The sequence below is a fragment of the Streptomyces sp. NBC_01224 genome (genome assembly GCF_036002945.1).
Taxonomy (GTDB): Bacteria; Actinomycetota; Actinomycetes; order Streptomycetales; family Streptomycetaceae; genus Streptomyces.
Map to the genome: position 1 here is coordinate 2,466,765 of NZ_CP108529.1, position 16,366 is coordinate 2,483,130.

Genomic DNA, 16,366 nt, shown 5'->3' on the forward strand with positions numbered 1-16,366 from the left:
ATGGAGGCATGCCCGAAGGAGACACCGTCCTGCAGACCGCCAAACGTCTGCACACCGCACTCGCCGGCCAGGTCCTCACCCACTCCGACCTGCGCGTCCCCCGGTTCGCCACCGCCGACCTCACCGGCCGGACGGTTCTGGACGTCATCTCGCGCGGCAAGCATCTCCTCACCCGTATCGAAGGCGGCCTCACCCTCCACAGCCATCTGCGGATGGACGGCGTCTGGCGCATCTATGCACCGGGCGAGCGCTGGCGCGGCGGCCCTGCCCACCAGATCCGCGCCATCCTCGCCAACGCGGAACACACCGCCGTCGGCTACCGGCTCCCCGTCCTCGAACTCCTCCTCACCCAGGACGAGGAGAACGCGGTCGGTCATCTCGGCCCCGATCTGCTGGGCCCCGACTGGAACGCCGAAACCGCTCTGCACAATCTGCTCAGCGACCCCGCCCGTCCCCTGGGCGAGGCCCTCCTGGACCAGCGCAACCTGGCCGGAATCGGCAACATCTACAAGGCCGAGCTCTGCTTCCTCGCCCGTGCGACCCCTTGGCTCCCCATCGGCGACCTGGCCGCCCCCACCGCCGCCCGTCTTGTCACCACGGCCAAACAGCTCCTCGAAGCCAACCGCGACCGACCCATGCGCACGACGACCGGCGCGGCGTCCCGCGGATACGGCGCGAACGAACGGCTCTGGGTCTACGGAAGGACCAACCGTCCCTGCCTGCGCTGCGGCACGCCCATCCGCACAGCCGATCAGGACGCCCGCCCCACCTACTGGTGCCCGCGTTGTCAATCGGGCCCCACAGGCTAGTTGACGATCCGTCAGATTCGGTCGTACCGTCCGGTCATGTCCCTCACCGCGTACGACCTCACGGGCCGCTCCGCGTTCATCACCGGCGCGGCTGGTGGCATCGGCCGCGCAGGCGCTGTCCTGCTCGCAGCGGCGGGCGCCACCGTGCACTGCGCGGACCGCGACGAGAAGGGCCTGCTGGAGACCCGGGACCTGATCGCCGAAGCCGGTGGCACATCCCACATCCACACCCTCGATGTCACCGACCGCTCTCGGATCAGGGCCGCGGTGGCCGCCGCGGGCAAGCTCGACATCCTGGCCGCCGTTGCCGGAATCATGCATACGAGCAGCGTCCTGGAGACCGCGGACGACGACCTCGATCGCGTCCTCTCAGTCAATTTCAAGGGCGTTCTGTACGCCTGTCAGGAAGTTGCCCGCAGCATGATCGCGCGCGGCGCACCCGGCTCGCTGATCACCATGGCCTCGGGAGCGGTCGATGCCGCGAGCCCCGGGCTGCTCTGCTACAGCGCGGCCAAGGCGGCGGTCGTCCAGCTGACGAAGACCCTCGCAACCGAGCTGGGTCCTCATTCCATCCGAGTCAACGCCGTCGCCCCGGGCTGGATCCGTACGCCCATGACCGCCCGCCACGACGCGGAACAACAACACCGGGCGGAGGCCACGATGGCGCGGATTTCCCCGCTCGGCCGAGTCGGCGAGCCCGAGGACGTCGCCCACACCCTGGTCTATCTGGCATCCGATGCGTCGGCCTTCATGACCGGTCAGATCCTCCGCCCGAACGGCGGCGTAGCCATGCCCTGGTAGTCCGCCAGGCCCGGCCACCGCACCGCATCCAAACAGCGGACCATTGATTCACGCACCTCATCCCAAGAGCGGACCACCGCCCCAGGCACCGCGTCCCGATGTCGGACCACCAACCCGCACACCGCATCCCAAGAGCAGACCACCGCCCCGCATCCGCCCTGGTCGGCCCAGCGGTCGCGGCCACATGCACGGGCAGGAGGCTCAGCCCCCATCCGCCCGCCGCCACCGCACCCTCGACAAGCCCCGCATGGGCCGGTTCCAGCACGAGCCGCAGCACGGCCCACCACCACACCCCGCCGAGAACGAGCGCCGGCACCCATCGCCGTACCATGGCTGCCTCCTCCGGCCGAACCTAGTCCGGCCCGCTCGCCCGGCGGGAGGGCGCACCGGTGCACCACCGGCGCGCAGTGCGCTGCCGCAGACCGTTGTGCGCTCTCCGCCCGGGACATCCGGGCTTGCTCCGGATCGCGGCTCCACCCGAGCCAGAGGCACTCAGGCACCCGGGTGCAGACCGCATCGAGACACGTCAGGCCACGTCAGACCGTGTCGGGTCACCCGTGATCTTTCTGATCGATGCCTCCTACTCGCAGTCTCACCCAGACACTCCCGAGCCGCATCCAGAACGGACCACGCCCACCACCCCGGACCATGCAGGAGCCCCGGCCGCCCCTGAGGGGCCGACCGGGGCTCTGCTTCACATCGACCTCGCGGGTCAGGCGGCGACGACATCCACCGCTTCCGCGGGCGCCTTGATGGTCACCCGTCCCGTCGGCACACCTGCCACCGACGTCACGGAGACGGAATTGAGCATTGGACGTACCGGCACAGGCACCGGATCGCCGGCTGCTGCCGACTCGGCCAGTTCGGCCAGCGACAGCTCATCGCTCACTTCACGCATGAGCTCGGACATCCGTACGTCAAGCGCGTCGCAAATAGCGGAGAGCAGCTCGGAGGATGCCTCCTTCTGCCCCCGCTCCACCTCGGAGAGATAGCCGAGCGAGACTCGGGCGGACGAGGAGACTTCGCGCAGAGTACGGCCTTGGCGCTGGCGCTGCCGACGCAGCACGTCACCAAGCAGGCGACGGAGCAGAATCATCGGTGGCTCCCTCCTCGGACCGCGTAGCCGCATCCTTCACGCCCCACCGTACCGCCTTGCGCCGCGGCCGTGCGGGGAGCGATGTCGTGTTCACTCAGGGCTGCAAACATCAATTCCCCCCGTTCTGTTCCGTATCCTGTGCGCTTGCATTCTTGCCGAGTTCGGCGGAGAGCAATGCCAGCACGCTCCGTACGCTCTCTCTCCGGATGTCCGCACGCCCGCCGTTCAATCGCAGCGCGGTCACATTCTCCGCGCCGTCCGGCCCTGCCACCGCAACATAGACCGTGCCGACGGGTTTGCCGTCCTGCGGCTCGGGGCCCGCAACGCCGGTGGTGGCCATACCCCAGTCTGCCCCGAGAACACGGCGCACACCTGCCGCCATCTGCCGCGCCACCTCCGGGTCGACCGCACCGCGCTCCGCCAGGAGGACGCCGTCGACACCCAGCAATTCCCGCTTCAAGGGCGTTGCGTACGCCGTCACGGACCCGCGGAAGGAGTTCGAGGCACCCGGTACGGAAGTCAGCTCCGCCGCGACCAGACCGCCGGTCAGCGACTCGGCGACGGCAAGAGTCTCACCGCGCTCCACGAGCAGCTCCAGCACCCGGGCCGCGGCAGTCACCGCTCGGCCTCCGCCGAACCACGGACACTCGAGGCCCCGGCGACCGGCCCTGAACCCTCAGCAGCCCCGGACGCCCCAGGCCCCGCAGATCCTCCGGACGCCCCAGCGGCTCCGGCGGCCCCAGCAGCCTCCTCCGCAGCGGCGCGCTCGGCCGCGATCCCCTTGCGTCGCAGCACGACGGCCTGGCGCACGTAGTCGAGTCCCGTGACGACCGTCAGCACGACAGCCACCGCCATCACCCAGAAGCGCAGGGTGGCAAGTGGACCGGTCAGCGCGAGGACGTACATCCCGACAGCCGTCCCCTGCGCCAGAGTCTTCATCTTCCCGCCACGACTGGCCGGGATCACCGCATGCCGTATCACCCAGAACCGCATCAGCGTGATGCCGATCTCGCGGAAGAGGATCACGCCCGTGACCCACCAGGGCAGATCACCGAGATACGACAGACAGATCAGCGCCGCACCCATGATCGCCTTGTCCGCGATCGGGTCCGCGATCTTCCCGAAGTCGGTGACCAGGTTGTATGTGCGCGCGACATGACCATCGAACAGGTCGGTGATCATGGCGATGGCGAACGCCGCCCAGGCGAACGAGCGCCAGGCCGGGTCGTAGCCGCCGTTGTGCAGGAGCAACATCACGAATCCGGGCACCAGAACCAGCCGCAGCATGGTGAGCAGATTGGCGATGTTCCACAGGCTGGCCTGGTTGACGGCCGCAGTACCCAGCTTGCCGCCGCGGACCGGCTTCGCGCCGGAGCCGCCTGCCGCGGATGCCGGGACTCCCGTCATCTGGCCGCCTCCACGAGCTCAGAACACTCGGCCACCAGGTCCACTCCTTCGGTGCCCACAACCTTTGCCTCGACCATACGGCCGGGCACGAGGCCCTCGCGTGCGGTGAAGAGCACCTGGCCGTCCGTTTCAGGGGCCTGGTGCGCCGCGCGCCCCACCGCACCGTCCTCTTCGTCGACGGACTCGACCAGCACCTGCAGGGACTCTCCCAGGCGCTCCTCGGCGCGCTGCGAGGTCAGTTCCTCGGCCAGTTGCGAGATGTGCGCGAGCCGCTCCGCGATGACGTCGGCGTCCAGCTTGTTCTCGTAACCGACCGCCTCGGTGCCCTCCTCGTCGGAGTAGCCGAAGACGCCGATGGCGTCGAGCCTGGCGCCGGTGAGGAAGCGTTCCAGTTCCGCCAGGTCGGCCTCGGTCTCGCCGGGGAAGCCCACGATGAAGTTGGAGCGGGCACCGGCCTGCGGCGCCTTGCTACGGATGGTGTCCAGGAGCTCCAGGAAGCGGTCGGTGTCACCGAAGCGGCGCATCGCCCGCAGCACGCCGGGGGCCGAGTGCTGGAAGGACAGGTCGAAATACGGGGCGACCTTCGGGGTCGAGGTCAGTACGTCGATGAGGCCCGGCCGCATCTCCGCCGGCTGCAGATAGCTGACCCGGATCCGCTCGATCCCCTCGACGTCGGCGAGCTCCGGCAGCAGCGTCTCAAGCAGCCGGATGTCGCCGAGGTCCTTGCCGTACGAGGTGTTGTTCTCGGAGACCAGCATGACCTCCTTCACGCCCTGCTCGGCCAGCCAGCGGGTCTCCCCCAGCACGTCCGACGGGCGGCGCGAGATGAAGGAGCCGCGGAAGGAAGGGATGGCGCAGAAGGAGCAGCGGCGGTCGCAGCCGGAAGCGAGCTTCACCGAGGCGACGGGGCTGGTGCCCAGCCGACGGCGCAGGGGCGCCCGCGGCCCGGAGACCGGAGCGACTCCGTCGGGAAGGTCCTCGGGGGCGGGGGCCGGTGCGGCCTCCTGTGCGTGCCCCGGCAGGGCCACAGCGGCGTCCTGCCGCTCGGCCGGGCTGATCGGCAGGAGCTTGCGGCGGTCGCGCGGGGTGTGCGAGGCGTGGATGCCACCGTTGAGGATGGTCTGAAGGCGGTCGGAGATGTCGGCGTAGTCGTCGAATCCGAGGACGCCATCCGCCTCGGGCAGGGCCTCGGCGAGGTCCTTGCCGTAGCGCTCGGCCATGCAGCCGACGGCGACCACGGCCTGGGTCCTGCCGTGGTCCTTCAGATCATTGGCTTCGAGCAGGGCATCGACGGAGTCCTTCTTGGCGGCCTCGACGAATCCACAGGTGTTGACGACGGCGACATCCGCGTCGGAGGCATCCTCGACGAGCTCCCAGCCGTCCGCTGCCAAGCGGCCTGCAAGCTCCTCCGAGTCCACCTCGTTACGGGCGCAGCCAAGAGTGACAAGGGCGACGGTACGGCGTTCGGGCATGGGCTCAAGACTACTTTGTCCCGGCACTCGCCCTGCCGTGCAGGGTTCCACCGTCACACCCAGTGACAAAGCAGGCGAGCGCCCGGCAGGATTGCCAGGCGCTCGCCGCGTTGCTGATGCCGCTTGGGGGGGAACCGCGTGTGTACGGGTCAGCCGACCGCCGGGTCGCCCTTCGTGTACGAGAGCCGCTCGACCTGGCCCGGCTGGAACTTGTCCTCGACCTTCTTGCCGTTCACAAAGAGCTCGATGGACCCGGCGTCACCGAGGACGAGGTCGACCCGCTCCTGGTCCTGGAAGGTCTTGGACTGGCCCTGCAGCAGCAGCCCGTCGAAGAGCAGCCGCCCGTTGTGGTCCTTGGCGGAGATCCAGCTTTTGCCCTGGCTGGCGCTGAGCTTCACCGTCACCTTGTCCCTGGGCGCCGCGGCGATGGCACTGTCGGAGGGCTGCGGCTTGGGGTCGACGGGCTTGTTGGTCTTCGGCTTGGGGCTCTTCGTATTCGGCGTCGAGCCCTCCGCGACCTGTGTGGTCGTGGAGCCGTCGTCGCCGCCCTTGAAGAAGGTGAAGCCGACGAATCCGACGACGGCGACGATCGCGGCGACCATGGCCGCCGTCCAGTTGGGCCGACGGGGTTCGGAACGGATTCTCTCGGCCTCGAACAGCGGCGCCGCGGGCGTGGGTGCGGGACGGCCGCCGTGCTCGGCGTCGTACTGCGAAACCAGCGGTTCCGGATCGGTCCCGACGGCACGCGCCAAGGTACGGATATGGCCGCGCGCATACACGTCGCCGCCACAGCGGGAGAAGTCGTCCTCTTCGATCGCGTGCACGATGGGGATGCGCACCCGGGTGGACGAACTGATCTCTTCGACCGTGAGACCTGCGGCGATACGAGCCTGCTGGAGCACTCGACCGATCGAAGGCCGGTCGTCTTCGGGGGAGTTGCCGATGGACACGGGGGCGCCTTTCGAGCGTGAGCCACCTGCTGGGTGTTCAGTTTAGGGGGGGTACGAAAGGGTGGGGCAACCGGGAGGAAGGACTTTGTACGCCATCAGACTCGAACGCCGTCCGATTCTCTGGGCCACCCCGAGAAGGACAATCTTGCCGCCCCTCCCTTCAAGTTGACGTACGACCCGACGAAACGGTTGCCCGTTCTTCTCCTACGAAGCGGTTTCCCCGCGGATCAGTGCCAACACCCCGTCCAGCTCGTCCGGTTTCACCATGACGTCGCGCGCCTTGGATCCCTCGCTCGGCCCGACGATGTTCCTCGATTCCATCAGGTCCATCAGCCGGCCGGCCTTGGCGAAGCCGACCCGCAGCTTGCGCTGAAGCATCGAGGTGGACCCGAACTGGGTGGAGACGACCAGTTCGGCGGCCTGGCAGAGCAGATCCAGGTCGTCGCCGATGTCCTCGTCGATCTCCTTCTTCTTGGCGGTGCCGACCACCACGTCCTCGCGGAAGACCGGCGCCATCTGATCCTTGCAGTGCTGGACGATGGCCGCGACTTCGTCCTCGGTGACGAAGGCACCCTGCATTCGGGTGGGCTTGTTGGCCCCCATCGGCAGGAACAGACCGTCACCCTTTCCGATGAGCTTCTCGGCGCCGGGCTGGTCGAGGATGACGCGGCTGTCAGCCAGCGAAGACGTCGCGAAGGCGAGCCGGGAGGGCACATTCGCCTTGATCAAACCGGTGACGACGTCGACCGAGGGCCGCTGGGTCGCAAGCACCAGGTGGATACCGGCAGCGCGGGCCAGCTGGGTGATACGGACGATGGCGTCCTCCACATCACGGGGAGCGACCATCATCAGGTCGGCCAGCTCATCGACGATCACCAGCAGATACGGGTACGGCGAGAGCTCGCGCTCGCTGCCCTCCGGCGGTTTGACCTTGCCGTTGCGTACGGCCTGGTTGAAGTCGTCGATGTGCCGGTACCCGAACGCGGCGAGATCGTCGTACCGGAGGTCCATCTCCCGCACGACCCACTGGAGGGCCTCGGCGGCGCGCTTGGGATTGGTGATGATCGGGGTGATCAGGTGCGGGATGCCCTCGTACGCGGTCAGCTCGACCCGCTTGGGGTCGACCAGCACCATCCGTACGTCGTCCGGCGTCGCGCGCACCATGACCGAGGTGATCAGACAGTTGATGCAGGACGACTTGCCGGAACCGGTCGCACCGGCCACCAGCACGTGCGGCATCTTCGCCAGGTTGGCCATCACATATCCGCCCTCGACGTCCTTGCCAAGCGCGACCAGCATCGGATGGTCGTCCTCGGCGGCGTCCGCGAGGCGCAGCACATCGCCGAGGTTGACCATCTCCCGGTCGGTGTTGGGGATCTCGATGCCGACCGCCGACTTACCCGGGATCGGGGAGATGATCCGGACGTCGGGACTGGCGACGGCGTATGCGATGTTCTTGGCGAGCGCGGTGATCCGCTCGACCTTCACCGCGGGACCGAGCTCCACCTCGTACCGCGTGACCGTGGGTCCGCGGGTGAAGCCGGTGACAGCGGCGTCGACCTTGAACTCGGTGAAGACGTTCGTCAGGGACGCGACGATCGCGTCGTTGGCGGCGCTGCGGGTCTTGCCGGGCCCGCCGCGTTCCAGCAGGTCGAGCGAGGGCAGTGAGTACGTGATGTCGCCGGAGAGCTGCAGTTGTTCGGCGCGGGCGGGCAACGGCTGGGACTGCGACCGGTCGGGCGCGGGCTTCGTCAGATCGGGTACGCCGCCCGAGGGCACCGCCCCCTTCTCCGGTTTCCCTCCCCCGTCGGCGGGTTCGCCCTCTCTGGCGCCCGGCACCGGCGTGCCTGGGCGTTCGCGCTCGACGGAGACGCCCTGGGTGAGGTCGGCGACGATCGGCGAGGGCGGCATGCCGTTGAGCACGGCCCCGTCGAGCGCGGCGGCCGCGGCGGCCGCGACATCCACCGCGTCCATGGTGCGGTTCATCGTGGGCTGCACGGAAGGCCTGCGCGGCCTGCGGCGCTTGGAGAGCGCGTCCGCCTCCGCCTGGTCGGGGGCGTACTCCGCAGGCGCTTCGGAGCGGCGTGCGGAGGAGCGGCGGGAGCGGGCGGGCAGCGCCTCGCGCCACTGCTCGTCGTAGCGCTCGTCGTCGCTCTCCTCTTCCGTGTCGGGGTCGTACACCGGGTCGAGGATGCCCAGCTTGGTGCCGAGCAGCCGGAGCCGTTGCGGAATGGCGTTCACCGGGGTGGCGGTGACGACCAGCAGTCCGAAGACGGTGAGCAGCAGCAGCAACGGTACGGCGAGGACCTCGCCCATCGTGTAGACCAGCGGTTTGGAGGCCGCCCAGCCGATGAGTCCGCCCGCGTCCTGCATCGCCGTGGTGCCGTCTCCCCTGCCGGGCGATCCGCACGCGATGTGGACCTGTCCGAGCACCCCGATGACCAGGGCGGAGAGCCCGATGACGATGCGGCCGTTGGCCTCGGGCTTCTCCGGGTAGAGGATCAGCCGTACACCGATGGCGCCGAGCAGTATCGGTACGAGCAGATCGAGCCGGCCGAAGGCTCCGGTGACGAGCATCTCGACGAGGTCGCCGACGGGCCCGCGCAGATTCGACCAGGTACCCGCGGCGACGACCAGCGCGAGACCGAGCAGCAGCAGCGCGATGCCGTCCTTGCGGTGCGCGGGATCGAGTCCCTTGGCGCCACGCCCTATCCCACGGAACATCGCGCCGACGGCGTGGGCCGCACCGAGCCAGACGGCGCGCGCCAGGCGGTACACACCGCTGGTGGGCGACGGTGCCGGTTTGGGCGCGGCCGCCTTCTTGGCCACCGCCTTCTTGGCAGGGGCCTTCTTCGCGGGCGCGGTCTTCTTCGCGGCGGTCTTCTTCGCGGGTGCGGCTTTCTTGGCCGGCCCCGCGGTACGGCCGACGCGCTTCGCGGTGCCCGCCGTGCCCTGGGAACCCTTGCCGGACGTACGTGAGGCCATGGTGCCGAGGTTACCGGTGTCGACGGCCGTGAACACGTGTGCCTGCCGCTTCACCCGACCGTGTCGCTGTACAGAGGCAGGAAACTGACGTGTCCTCACGCCGCCGCGCCGCTGGATGCCCCTGCTGCCGAACCGTCGAACGGTCGAGACGGCAGGGCAGTTGGGCCGAGCGTCCCGACAACCGCCCGTTCCTCGGCCTGAGGTCGTACGCCGGACCGCTCCCCGCCATGGAGTCGCGGGGCAGTACGGCGCTACGAGGGAAGGACTGCCGCGCCGCTGCCGGTGCCGGGTTCCAGCGCGTCGAGTGCCCGGCGCAGGCCGGTCAGCTTGCGTTCCAGATGGGCGGCGGTGGCCACGGCCGCGGCGTCCGCCGACTCGTCGTCGAGCTGCTTGGAGAGCGCTTCGGCCTGCTCCTCGACGGCCGCGAGCCGCGCCGAAAGCTCGGCCAGCAGCCCTGCGGGCTCATTCTCGTGGCCCGCGCTGCCGTTGGCATCGCCCTCCAGTTGGAGCCGTAGCAGCGCCGCCTGCTCGCGCAGCTTGCAGTTCTTCATGTAGAGCTCGACGAAGACCGAAACCTTGGCCCGCAGCACCCATGGGTCGAACGGCTTCGAGATGTAGTCCACCGCGCCGGCCGCGTACCCCCTGAAGGTGTGATGCGGACCGTGATTGATCGCGGTGAGGAAGATGATCGGGATGTCCCGGGTCCGTTCCCGCCGCTTGATGTGCGCGGCGGTTTCGAAACCGTCCATGCCTGGCATCTGGACGTCCAGCAGAATGACCGCAAAGTCGTCCGTGAGCAGCGCTTTGAGCGCTTCCTCCCCTGACGATGCCCGTACCAGTGTCTGATCGAGCGCAGAGAGGATGGCCTCCAGCGCCAGCAGATTCTCCGGCCGGTCATCGACCAGGAGGATCTTGGCCTTCTGCACCATGGCCCGTCCTCCTCGCCCCGGAATTGCACCGGGCGCCGCCCCAGGGGACGACTCCCTTACGCCGTCCATCCTTGTGCCGGTCATGGTAGCCGCACCCCGCCCGTCACCACACCCTGTCACCGCGATGTCACTGTGCACACAACAGAAACGCGGTGGGGGACCAGAAGGTTCCCCGTACAGCGCCTTCTCACACCCCTGCGAGCACAGCCGCTCATCAACTCATCGCGATTCTTTCAATTAATGATCACTCTCCGCGCATCCACTGCTCCATAACGGAAAGAAGATGATCAGGATCGACAGGCTTGGTGACATAGTCGGAAGCGCCGGATTCGATCGCCTTCTCCCGGTCACCCTTCATGGCCTTCGCGGTCAGCGCGACGATCGGCAGCCCGGCGAACTGCGGCATCCTGCGGATCGCCGCCGTCGTGGCATAGCCGTCCATCTCCGGCATCATGATGTCCATCAGTACGACCGTCACATCGTCGTGCTGTTCCAGGACTTCGATGCCCACACGTCCGTTCTCCGCGTACAGGACCGAAAGACCGTGCTGCTCCAGCACGCTGGTGAGCGCGAAGACGTTACGGATGTCGTCGTCGACGATCAGCACCTTCTCGCCGTGGAACCGGAACGTCCTGCGGACCTCCGGTTCCTCCTGCCCGGCAAGCGTCCACGGCTCCTGCGGAGCAGCCGGGGCGGCGGCGCGGGACGGCAGCGCGAGCCGCCGCTCCGCGCTCCCCAGGGTCTTGCGGCGACGCCGCATCAGCCCGGCGGCACCCGCCGGATCGTGCACGGTGGCCGTCGAGTCGGCGCTCGGACCGGCCTCCGGAAGCAGACCTTCCTTGACTGCGGCACCGTGTGCCTCGATGGGCCCAGGACCGATCTGCGGATAGCCCTGCGGCGGCAACTCGCACGGGTGCAGCGGAAGATAGAGCGTGAACGTCGAGCCGCGGCCCGGCTCGCTCGCCGCGTGGATCTCGCCGCCCAGCAGCCGGGCGATCTCCCGGCTGATGGACAGGCCGAGCCCCGTACCGCCGTACTTGCGACTGGTCGTACCGTCCGCTTGCTTGAACGCCTCGAAGATCACCAGCATCTTGCTGGACGCGATCCCGATACCGGTGTCGGTGACCGAGAAGGCGATCAGATCGGCATCGGCGTCACGCAGCGAGCCGGCCTCCAGGAGCTGCTCGCGGATGGCGTTCGGCACATCCTCGTTGGCGTGCCGGATCACCAGCTCGACCGCCCCGCTGTCGGTGAACTTCACCGCGTTGGAAAGGAGATTGCGCAGCACCTGAAGCAGCCGCTGCTCGTCCGTGTGCAGTGTCGCGGGCAGCTCCGGTGAGACCCGTACGGAGAAATCGAGCCCCTTCTCCGCGGTGAGCGGCCGGAATGTCGCCTCCACATAGTCGACCAGCTGGACAAGTGCGATCCGGGTCGGGCTGACGTCCATCTTGCCCGCCTCGACCTTCGTCAGATCGAGGATGTCATTGATCAGCTGAAGCAGATCGGAACCGGCTCCATGGATCGTCTCGGCGAACTCCACCTGCTTCGGCGAGAGATTGCCCTCGGCGTTGTCCGCGAGCAACTTGGCCAGAATGAGCAGCGAGTTGAGCGGGGTACGCAGCTCGTGCGACATGTTCGCCAGGAATTCGGACTTGTAGCGCATCGACACCGCGAGCTGCTCGGCGCGCTCCTCCAGGACCTGCCGGGCATCCTCGATCTCGGTGTTCTTGACCTCGATGTCGCGGTTCTGCTGGGCCAGCAGCTCGGCCTTCTCCTCCAGTTCGGCGTTGGAGGCCTGAAGTGCCTTCTGCCGGTTCTCCAGCTCCTGTGAACGGTCCCGCAATTGCTCCGTCAGCTCCTGCGACTGCTCAAGGAGCTTCTCGGTCTTCGTATTGACGCTGATGGTGTTGACGCTCGTCGCGATCATCTCGGCGAGCTGATTGAGGAAGTCCCGCTGGATATGGGTGAACGGCTGGAAGGAGGCCAGCTCGATCACACCGAGAACCTTCCCCTCGAAGAGCACCGGCAGCACGATCACATGCGCGGGCGGTGCCTCACCGAGCCCGGAGGAAATCTTCAGATACCCCGGCGGAACATTGTCCACCTGGATGGTCCGCTTCTCCTCCGCCGCCGTGCCGATGAGCGTCTCACCGGGCCGGAAGGATGTCGGCATCGATCCCGCCGAGTATCCGTAGCTGCCCCTCATACGGAGTTCGTACGAGCTGTCATTGTCGCTGTCCGATCCCACCGCGTCGGTGTCACCGGTCGCCATGGCCAGGAAGAACGCACCGTGCTGCGCGGAGACGACCGGGGTCAGCTCGCTCATGATCAGCGAGGCCACGTCGTCGAGATCGCGCCGCCCCTGCATCAGACCGGAGATCCGGGCGAGATTGCCCTTCAGCCAGTCCTGCTCCTTGTTGGTGGCCGTGGTGTCACGCAGGTTGGCGATCATCGTATTGATGTTGTCCTGCAGGGCCTGGATCTCGCCGGCCGCATCCACATCGATCTTGAGGTTGAGATCGCCGCGGGTCACCGCGGTGGCGACGGCCGCGATGGCCCGCACCTGACGGGTGAGGTTGCCGGCCATCTCGTTCACGGACTCGGTGAGGTCGCGCCAGGTGCCGTCGACGTCCCGGACCCGGGCCTGGCCGCCCAGCTGCCCCTCCGTGCCCACCTCGCGGGCGACCCGGGTCACCTGCTCGGCGAACGAGGACAGCTGGTCGACCATCGTGTTGATGGTGTTCTTCAGCTCCTGGATCTCACCGCGGGCGTCGATGTCGATCTTCTTGGTGAGGTCGCCCTTGGCGATGGCCGTGGTGACCGTGGCGATCTGGCGCACCTGCCCGGTCAGATTGGACGCCATCGAGTTCACGGACTCGGTGAGGTCCTTCCACGTACCGGAGACGCCCGGAACACGTGCCTGGCCGCCCAGCTCACCTTCCGTGCCCACCTCGCGGGCGACTCGCGTCACCTCGTCGGCGAACGAGGACAGCGTCGTCACCATCGTGTTGACGGTGTCGGCGAGCTCGGCGACCTCGCCGCGCGCCTCGACGGTGACCTTCTTCGTCAGATCGCCGTTGGCGACCGCGGACGAGACCCGGGAGATGTTCCGCACCTGACTGGTCAGGTTGTTGGCCATCAGGTTGACGTTGTCGCTGAGGTCCTTCCAGATACCGGTCGCACCACGCACCCGGGCCTGGCCGCCCAGGATGCCCTCGGTACCCACCTCGCGGGCGACCCGCGTCACCTCGTCGGCGAAGTTGAGCAGCTGGTCGACCATGGTGTTGACGGTCGTGACCAGTTCGAGGATCTCGCCCTTGGCATCGACGGTGATCTTCTTGGAAAGATCGCCCTTGGCGACCGCTGTGGTGACCTCGGCGATGTTACGGACCTGCAGGGTCAGGTTGTTGGCCATGCCGTTGACGGACTGGGTGAGGTCCTTCCACGTACCGGACACCCCCTGCACCTCGGCCTGGCCGCCGAGGATGCCTTCCGTACCCACTTCACGGGCGACCCGCGTCACCTGCTCGGCGAAGTTCGAGAGCTGGTCCACCATCGTGTTGAGGGTGTTCTTCAGCTCCAGGATCTCGCCGCGCGCGTCAACATCGATCTTCTGCGACAGATCACCGCGCGCCACCGCGGTGGCGACCTGGGCGATGTTACGGACCTGAGCGGTGAGGTTTCCCGCCATGCCGTTGACCGAATCGGTCAGATCACGCCACACACCGGCCACACCGGGCACCTGCGCCTGCCCGCCGAGCCGTCCGTCGGTGCCCACCTCGCGGGCGACCCGGGTCACCTGCTCGGCGAAGGCGGAGAGCTGGTCGACCATCGTGTTGATGGTGTTCTTCAGCTCCAGGATCTCGCCGCGCGCGTCAACATCGATCTTCTGCGACAGGTCGCCCCGTGCCACCGCCGTGGTCACCTGCGCGATCTGGCGCACCTGGGAGGTCAGATTCCCCGCCATGAAGTTGACGGAGTCGGTGAGCTCCTTCCACGTACCGGAAACGCCGTCGACCCGCGCCTGGCCACCGAGGCGGCCCTCCGTACCCACATCACGCGCCATCCGCGTGACCTGGTCGGCGAAGGACGACAGCTGCGCCACCATCGTGTTGACGGTGTTCTTCAACTCCAGCATCTCGCCCGCGACATCGACGGTGACCTTCTGCGAGAGGTCACCGTTGGCGACCGCGGTCGTCACCTGCGCGATGTCGCGCACCTGCCCCGTAAGGTTCCGGAACGCCGTGTTCACCGAGTCCGTGAGGTCCTTCCAGGTCCCCGCCGCCCCCGGCACCTCGGCCTGACCGCCCAGTCGGCCCTCGACGCCGACCTCCCGGGCCACCCGGGTCACTTCCGAACCGAAGGACTGGAGCTGATCCACCATCGTGTTGACGGTGTTCTTCAGCTCCAGCATCTCCCCGGCCACATCGACGGTGACTTTCTGCGTCATATCGCCGCTGGCCACCGCCGTGGTCACCTGCGCGATATCGCGCACCTGAGTCGTCAGGTTCCGGAAGACCGTGTTCACCGAGTCGGTGAGGTCCTTCCAGGTCCCCGCCGCCCCCGGCACCTGCGCCTGACCGCCGAGCAGCCCCTCGCCACCGACCTCACTGGCCACTCGGGTCACTTCGTCGGCGAAGGTCCGCAGTGTCTCGGTCATCTGGTTGATGGTCTCGGCGAGCTGTGCGACCTCGCCGCGGGCGCTCACAGTGACCTTCTGGGACAGGTCACCATTGGCGACCGCGGTCGTCACCTCGGCAATCCCCCGCACCTGGGAGGTCAGGTTCCCGGCCATCGTGTTGACGGAGTCGGTGAGGTCCTTCCACACCCCGGCCACACCGGGCACGGTCGCCTGCCCGCCCAGCTCGCCCTCCGTGCCCACCTCGCGGGCGACCCGGGTCACCTCGGAGGAGAACGACGACAGCTGGTCGACCATCGTGTTGACGGTGTTCTTGAGCTGAAGCATCTCGCCGGCCACATGGACAGTGACCTTCCGCGACAGATCGCCCTTGGCGACCGCCGTCGTCACCAGGGCAATGTCCCGCACCTGCGCGGTCAGCCGGTACGCCATGGTGTTCACGGAGTCCGTGAGGTCCTTCCATGACCCGGACATCCCGCGCACCTGGGCCTGCCCGCCCAGCTTGCCCTCGGTACCCACCTCGACCGCGACCCGCGTCACCTGCTCGGTGAACGCCGACAGCTGGTCGACCAGGTTGTTGACCGTACGGGCGACCTTCAGGAACTCGCCGCGCAGCGGCCGTACCGTCTCATCGGCCGTGTGCGACCGCAGCTCCATCCGCTGCTCGAGATCACCGTCGGCCACCGCCGACAGCACCCGCCCGACCTCCGAGACCGGGCGTGCCAGATCGTCGACCAGCTCGTTGGAGGCGTCGATCGCGGCGGCCCAGGAGCCCTCGCAGGCGCCCGTTTCCAGCCGCTCGGTGAGTTTCCCCTCACGTCCGACGACCCTCCGCACCCGGGCCAGCTCGCCGGTGAGATGGAGATTCCGGTCGGCGACTTCATTGAAGACTGCCGCGATCTCCGCCATCACGCCGTCGCCCGAGACGGTCAGGCGCCTGCGGAAGTTCCCGTCGCGCATCGCCACCAGGCCTGCCAACAGTCTGTTGAGCGCTGCCGCGTCGACGTCGATGGTTCCATTGCGCTGCTTTTTCACGGACTGTCCGCCTTTTGTGCGCGTGCCTGTTCCCCGCGCCGCCACGCCAGACTCCACCGTGATCCCTCCCGCAGGGGTTGACCGTATCGCTCGGGCCTTATCTGGGAGCTTGCCCAGTTCCTCATTGGCTCACCGTCACAGCCCACCGTCGACGGGTGACCATGCGGACGTCAAATCGTTGAAACGTACCAGGCCCGAACCAATCGGGGTGCAGCCTCCAACGGTTGCCCCACATCACCCTGT

The 16,366-nt window shown here is 67.9% G+C and carries 10 protein-coding genes; 2 read left to right on the forward strand and 8 right to left on the reverse strand.

Annotated features, from left to right (window positions below; all coding sequences use genetic code 11):
* Positions 1-8 precede the first annotated feature (8 nt).
* Positions 9-809, forward strand: a complete 801-nt coding sequence (locus OG609_RS10400) for a DNA-formamidopyrimidine glycosylase family protein (RefSeq protein WP_327272555.1) — start codon at positions 9-11, stop codon at positions 807-809.
* A 36-nt stretch (positions 810-845) separates the two neighbouring features.
* Positions 846-1,610, forward strand: a complete 765-nt coding sequence (locus tag OG609_RS10405; RefSeq protein ID WP_327272556.1) for an SDR family NAD(P)-dependent oxidoreductase — start codon at positions 846-848, stop codon at positions 1,608-1,610.
* 712 nt (positions 1,611-2,322) lie between these two features.
* On the opposite strand, the gene OG609_RS10410 is transcribed toward OG609_RS10405, so the two are convergent.
* The 8 genes from OG609_RS10410 to OG609_RS10445 form a co-directional block, all read right to left on the reverse strand.
* Positions 2,323-2,706, reverse strand: coding sequence for a helix-turn-helix domain-containing protein (locus tag OG609_RS10410; RefSeq protein ID WP_030927058.1), 384 nt, complete (start codon positions 2,704-2,706; stop codon positions 2,323-2,325).
* 109 nt (positions 2,707-2,815) lie between these two features.
* Complete coding sequence (locus OG609_RS10415) at positions 2,816-3,325, reverse strand: CinA family protein (RefSeq protein WP_327272557.1); 510 nt, start codon at positions 3,323-3,325, stop codon at positions 2,816-2,818.
* Complete coding sequence (gene pgsA / locus OG609_RS10420; protein ID WP_327272558.1) at positions 3,322-4,113, reverse strand: CDP-diacylglycerol--glycerol-3-phosphate 3-phosphatidyltransferase; 792 nt, start codon at positions 4,111-4,113, stop codon at positions 3,322-3,324. Before pgsA ends, OG609_RS10415 begins: the two co-directional genes overlap by 4 nt.
* The gene (gene rimO / locus OG609_RS10425) at positions 4,110-5,585 is read right to left on the reverse strand and encodes a 30S ribosomal protein S12 methylthiotransferase RimO (protein WP_114247011.1); all 1,476 of its coding nucleotides are present in this window, start codon (positions 5,583-5,585) and stop codon (positions 4,110-4,112) included. The genes pgsA and rimO overlap by 4 nt, the downstream gene beginning before the upstream one ends.
* Positions 5,586-5,734: 149 nt before the next feature.
* Entirely contained in the window at positions 5,735-6,535 is an 801-nt protein-coding gene (locus OG609_RS10430; RefSeq protein WP_327272559.1) for a helix-turn-helix domain-containing protein, read from the reverse strand.
* 204 nt (positions 6,536-6,739) lie between these two features.
* On the reverse strand, positions 6,740-9,520 hold the full coding sequence (locus tag OG609_RS10435; protein ID WP_327272560.1) for a DNA translocase FtsK: 2,781 nt from the start codon (positions 9,518-9,520) through the stop codon (positions 6,740-6,742).
* A 251-nt stretch (positions 9,521-9,771) separates the two neighbouring features.
* The gene (locus OG609_RS10440; RefSeq protein WP_327272561.1) at positions 9,772-10,449 is read right to left on the reverse strand and encodes a response regulator; all 678 of its coding nucleotides are present in this window, start codon (positions 10,447-10,449) and stop codon (positions 9,772-9,774) included.
* 244 nt (positions 10,450-10,693) lie between these two features.
* The gene (locus OG609_RS10445; RefSeq protein WP_327272562.1) at positions 10,694-16,123 is read right to left on the reverse strand and encodes a HAMP domain-containing protein; all 5,430 of its coding nucleotides are present in this window, start codon (positions 16,121-16,123) and stop codon (positions 10,694-10,696) included.
* Positions 16,124-16,366 lie beyond the last annotated feature (243 nt).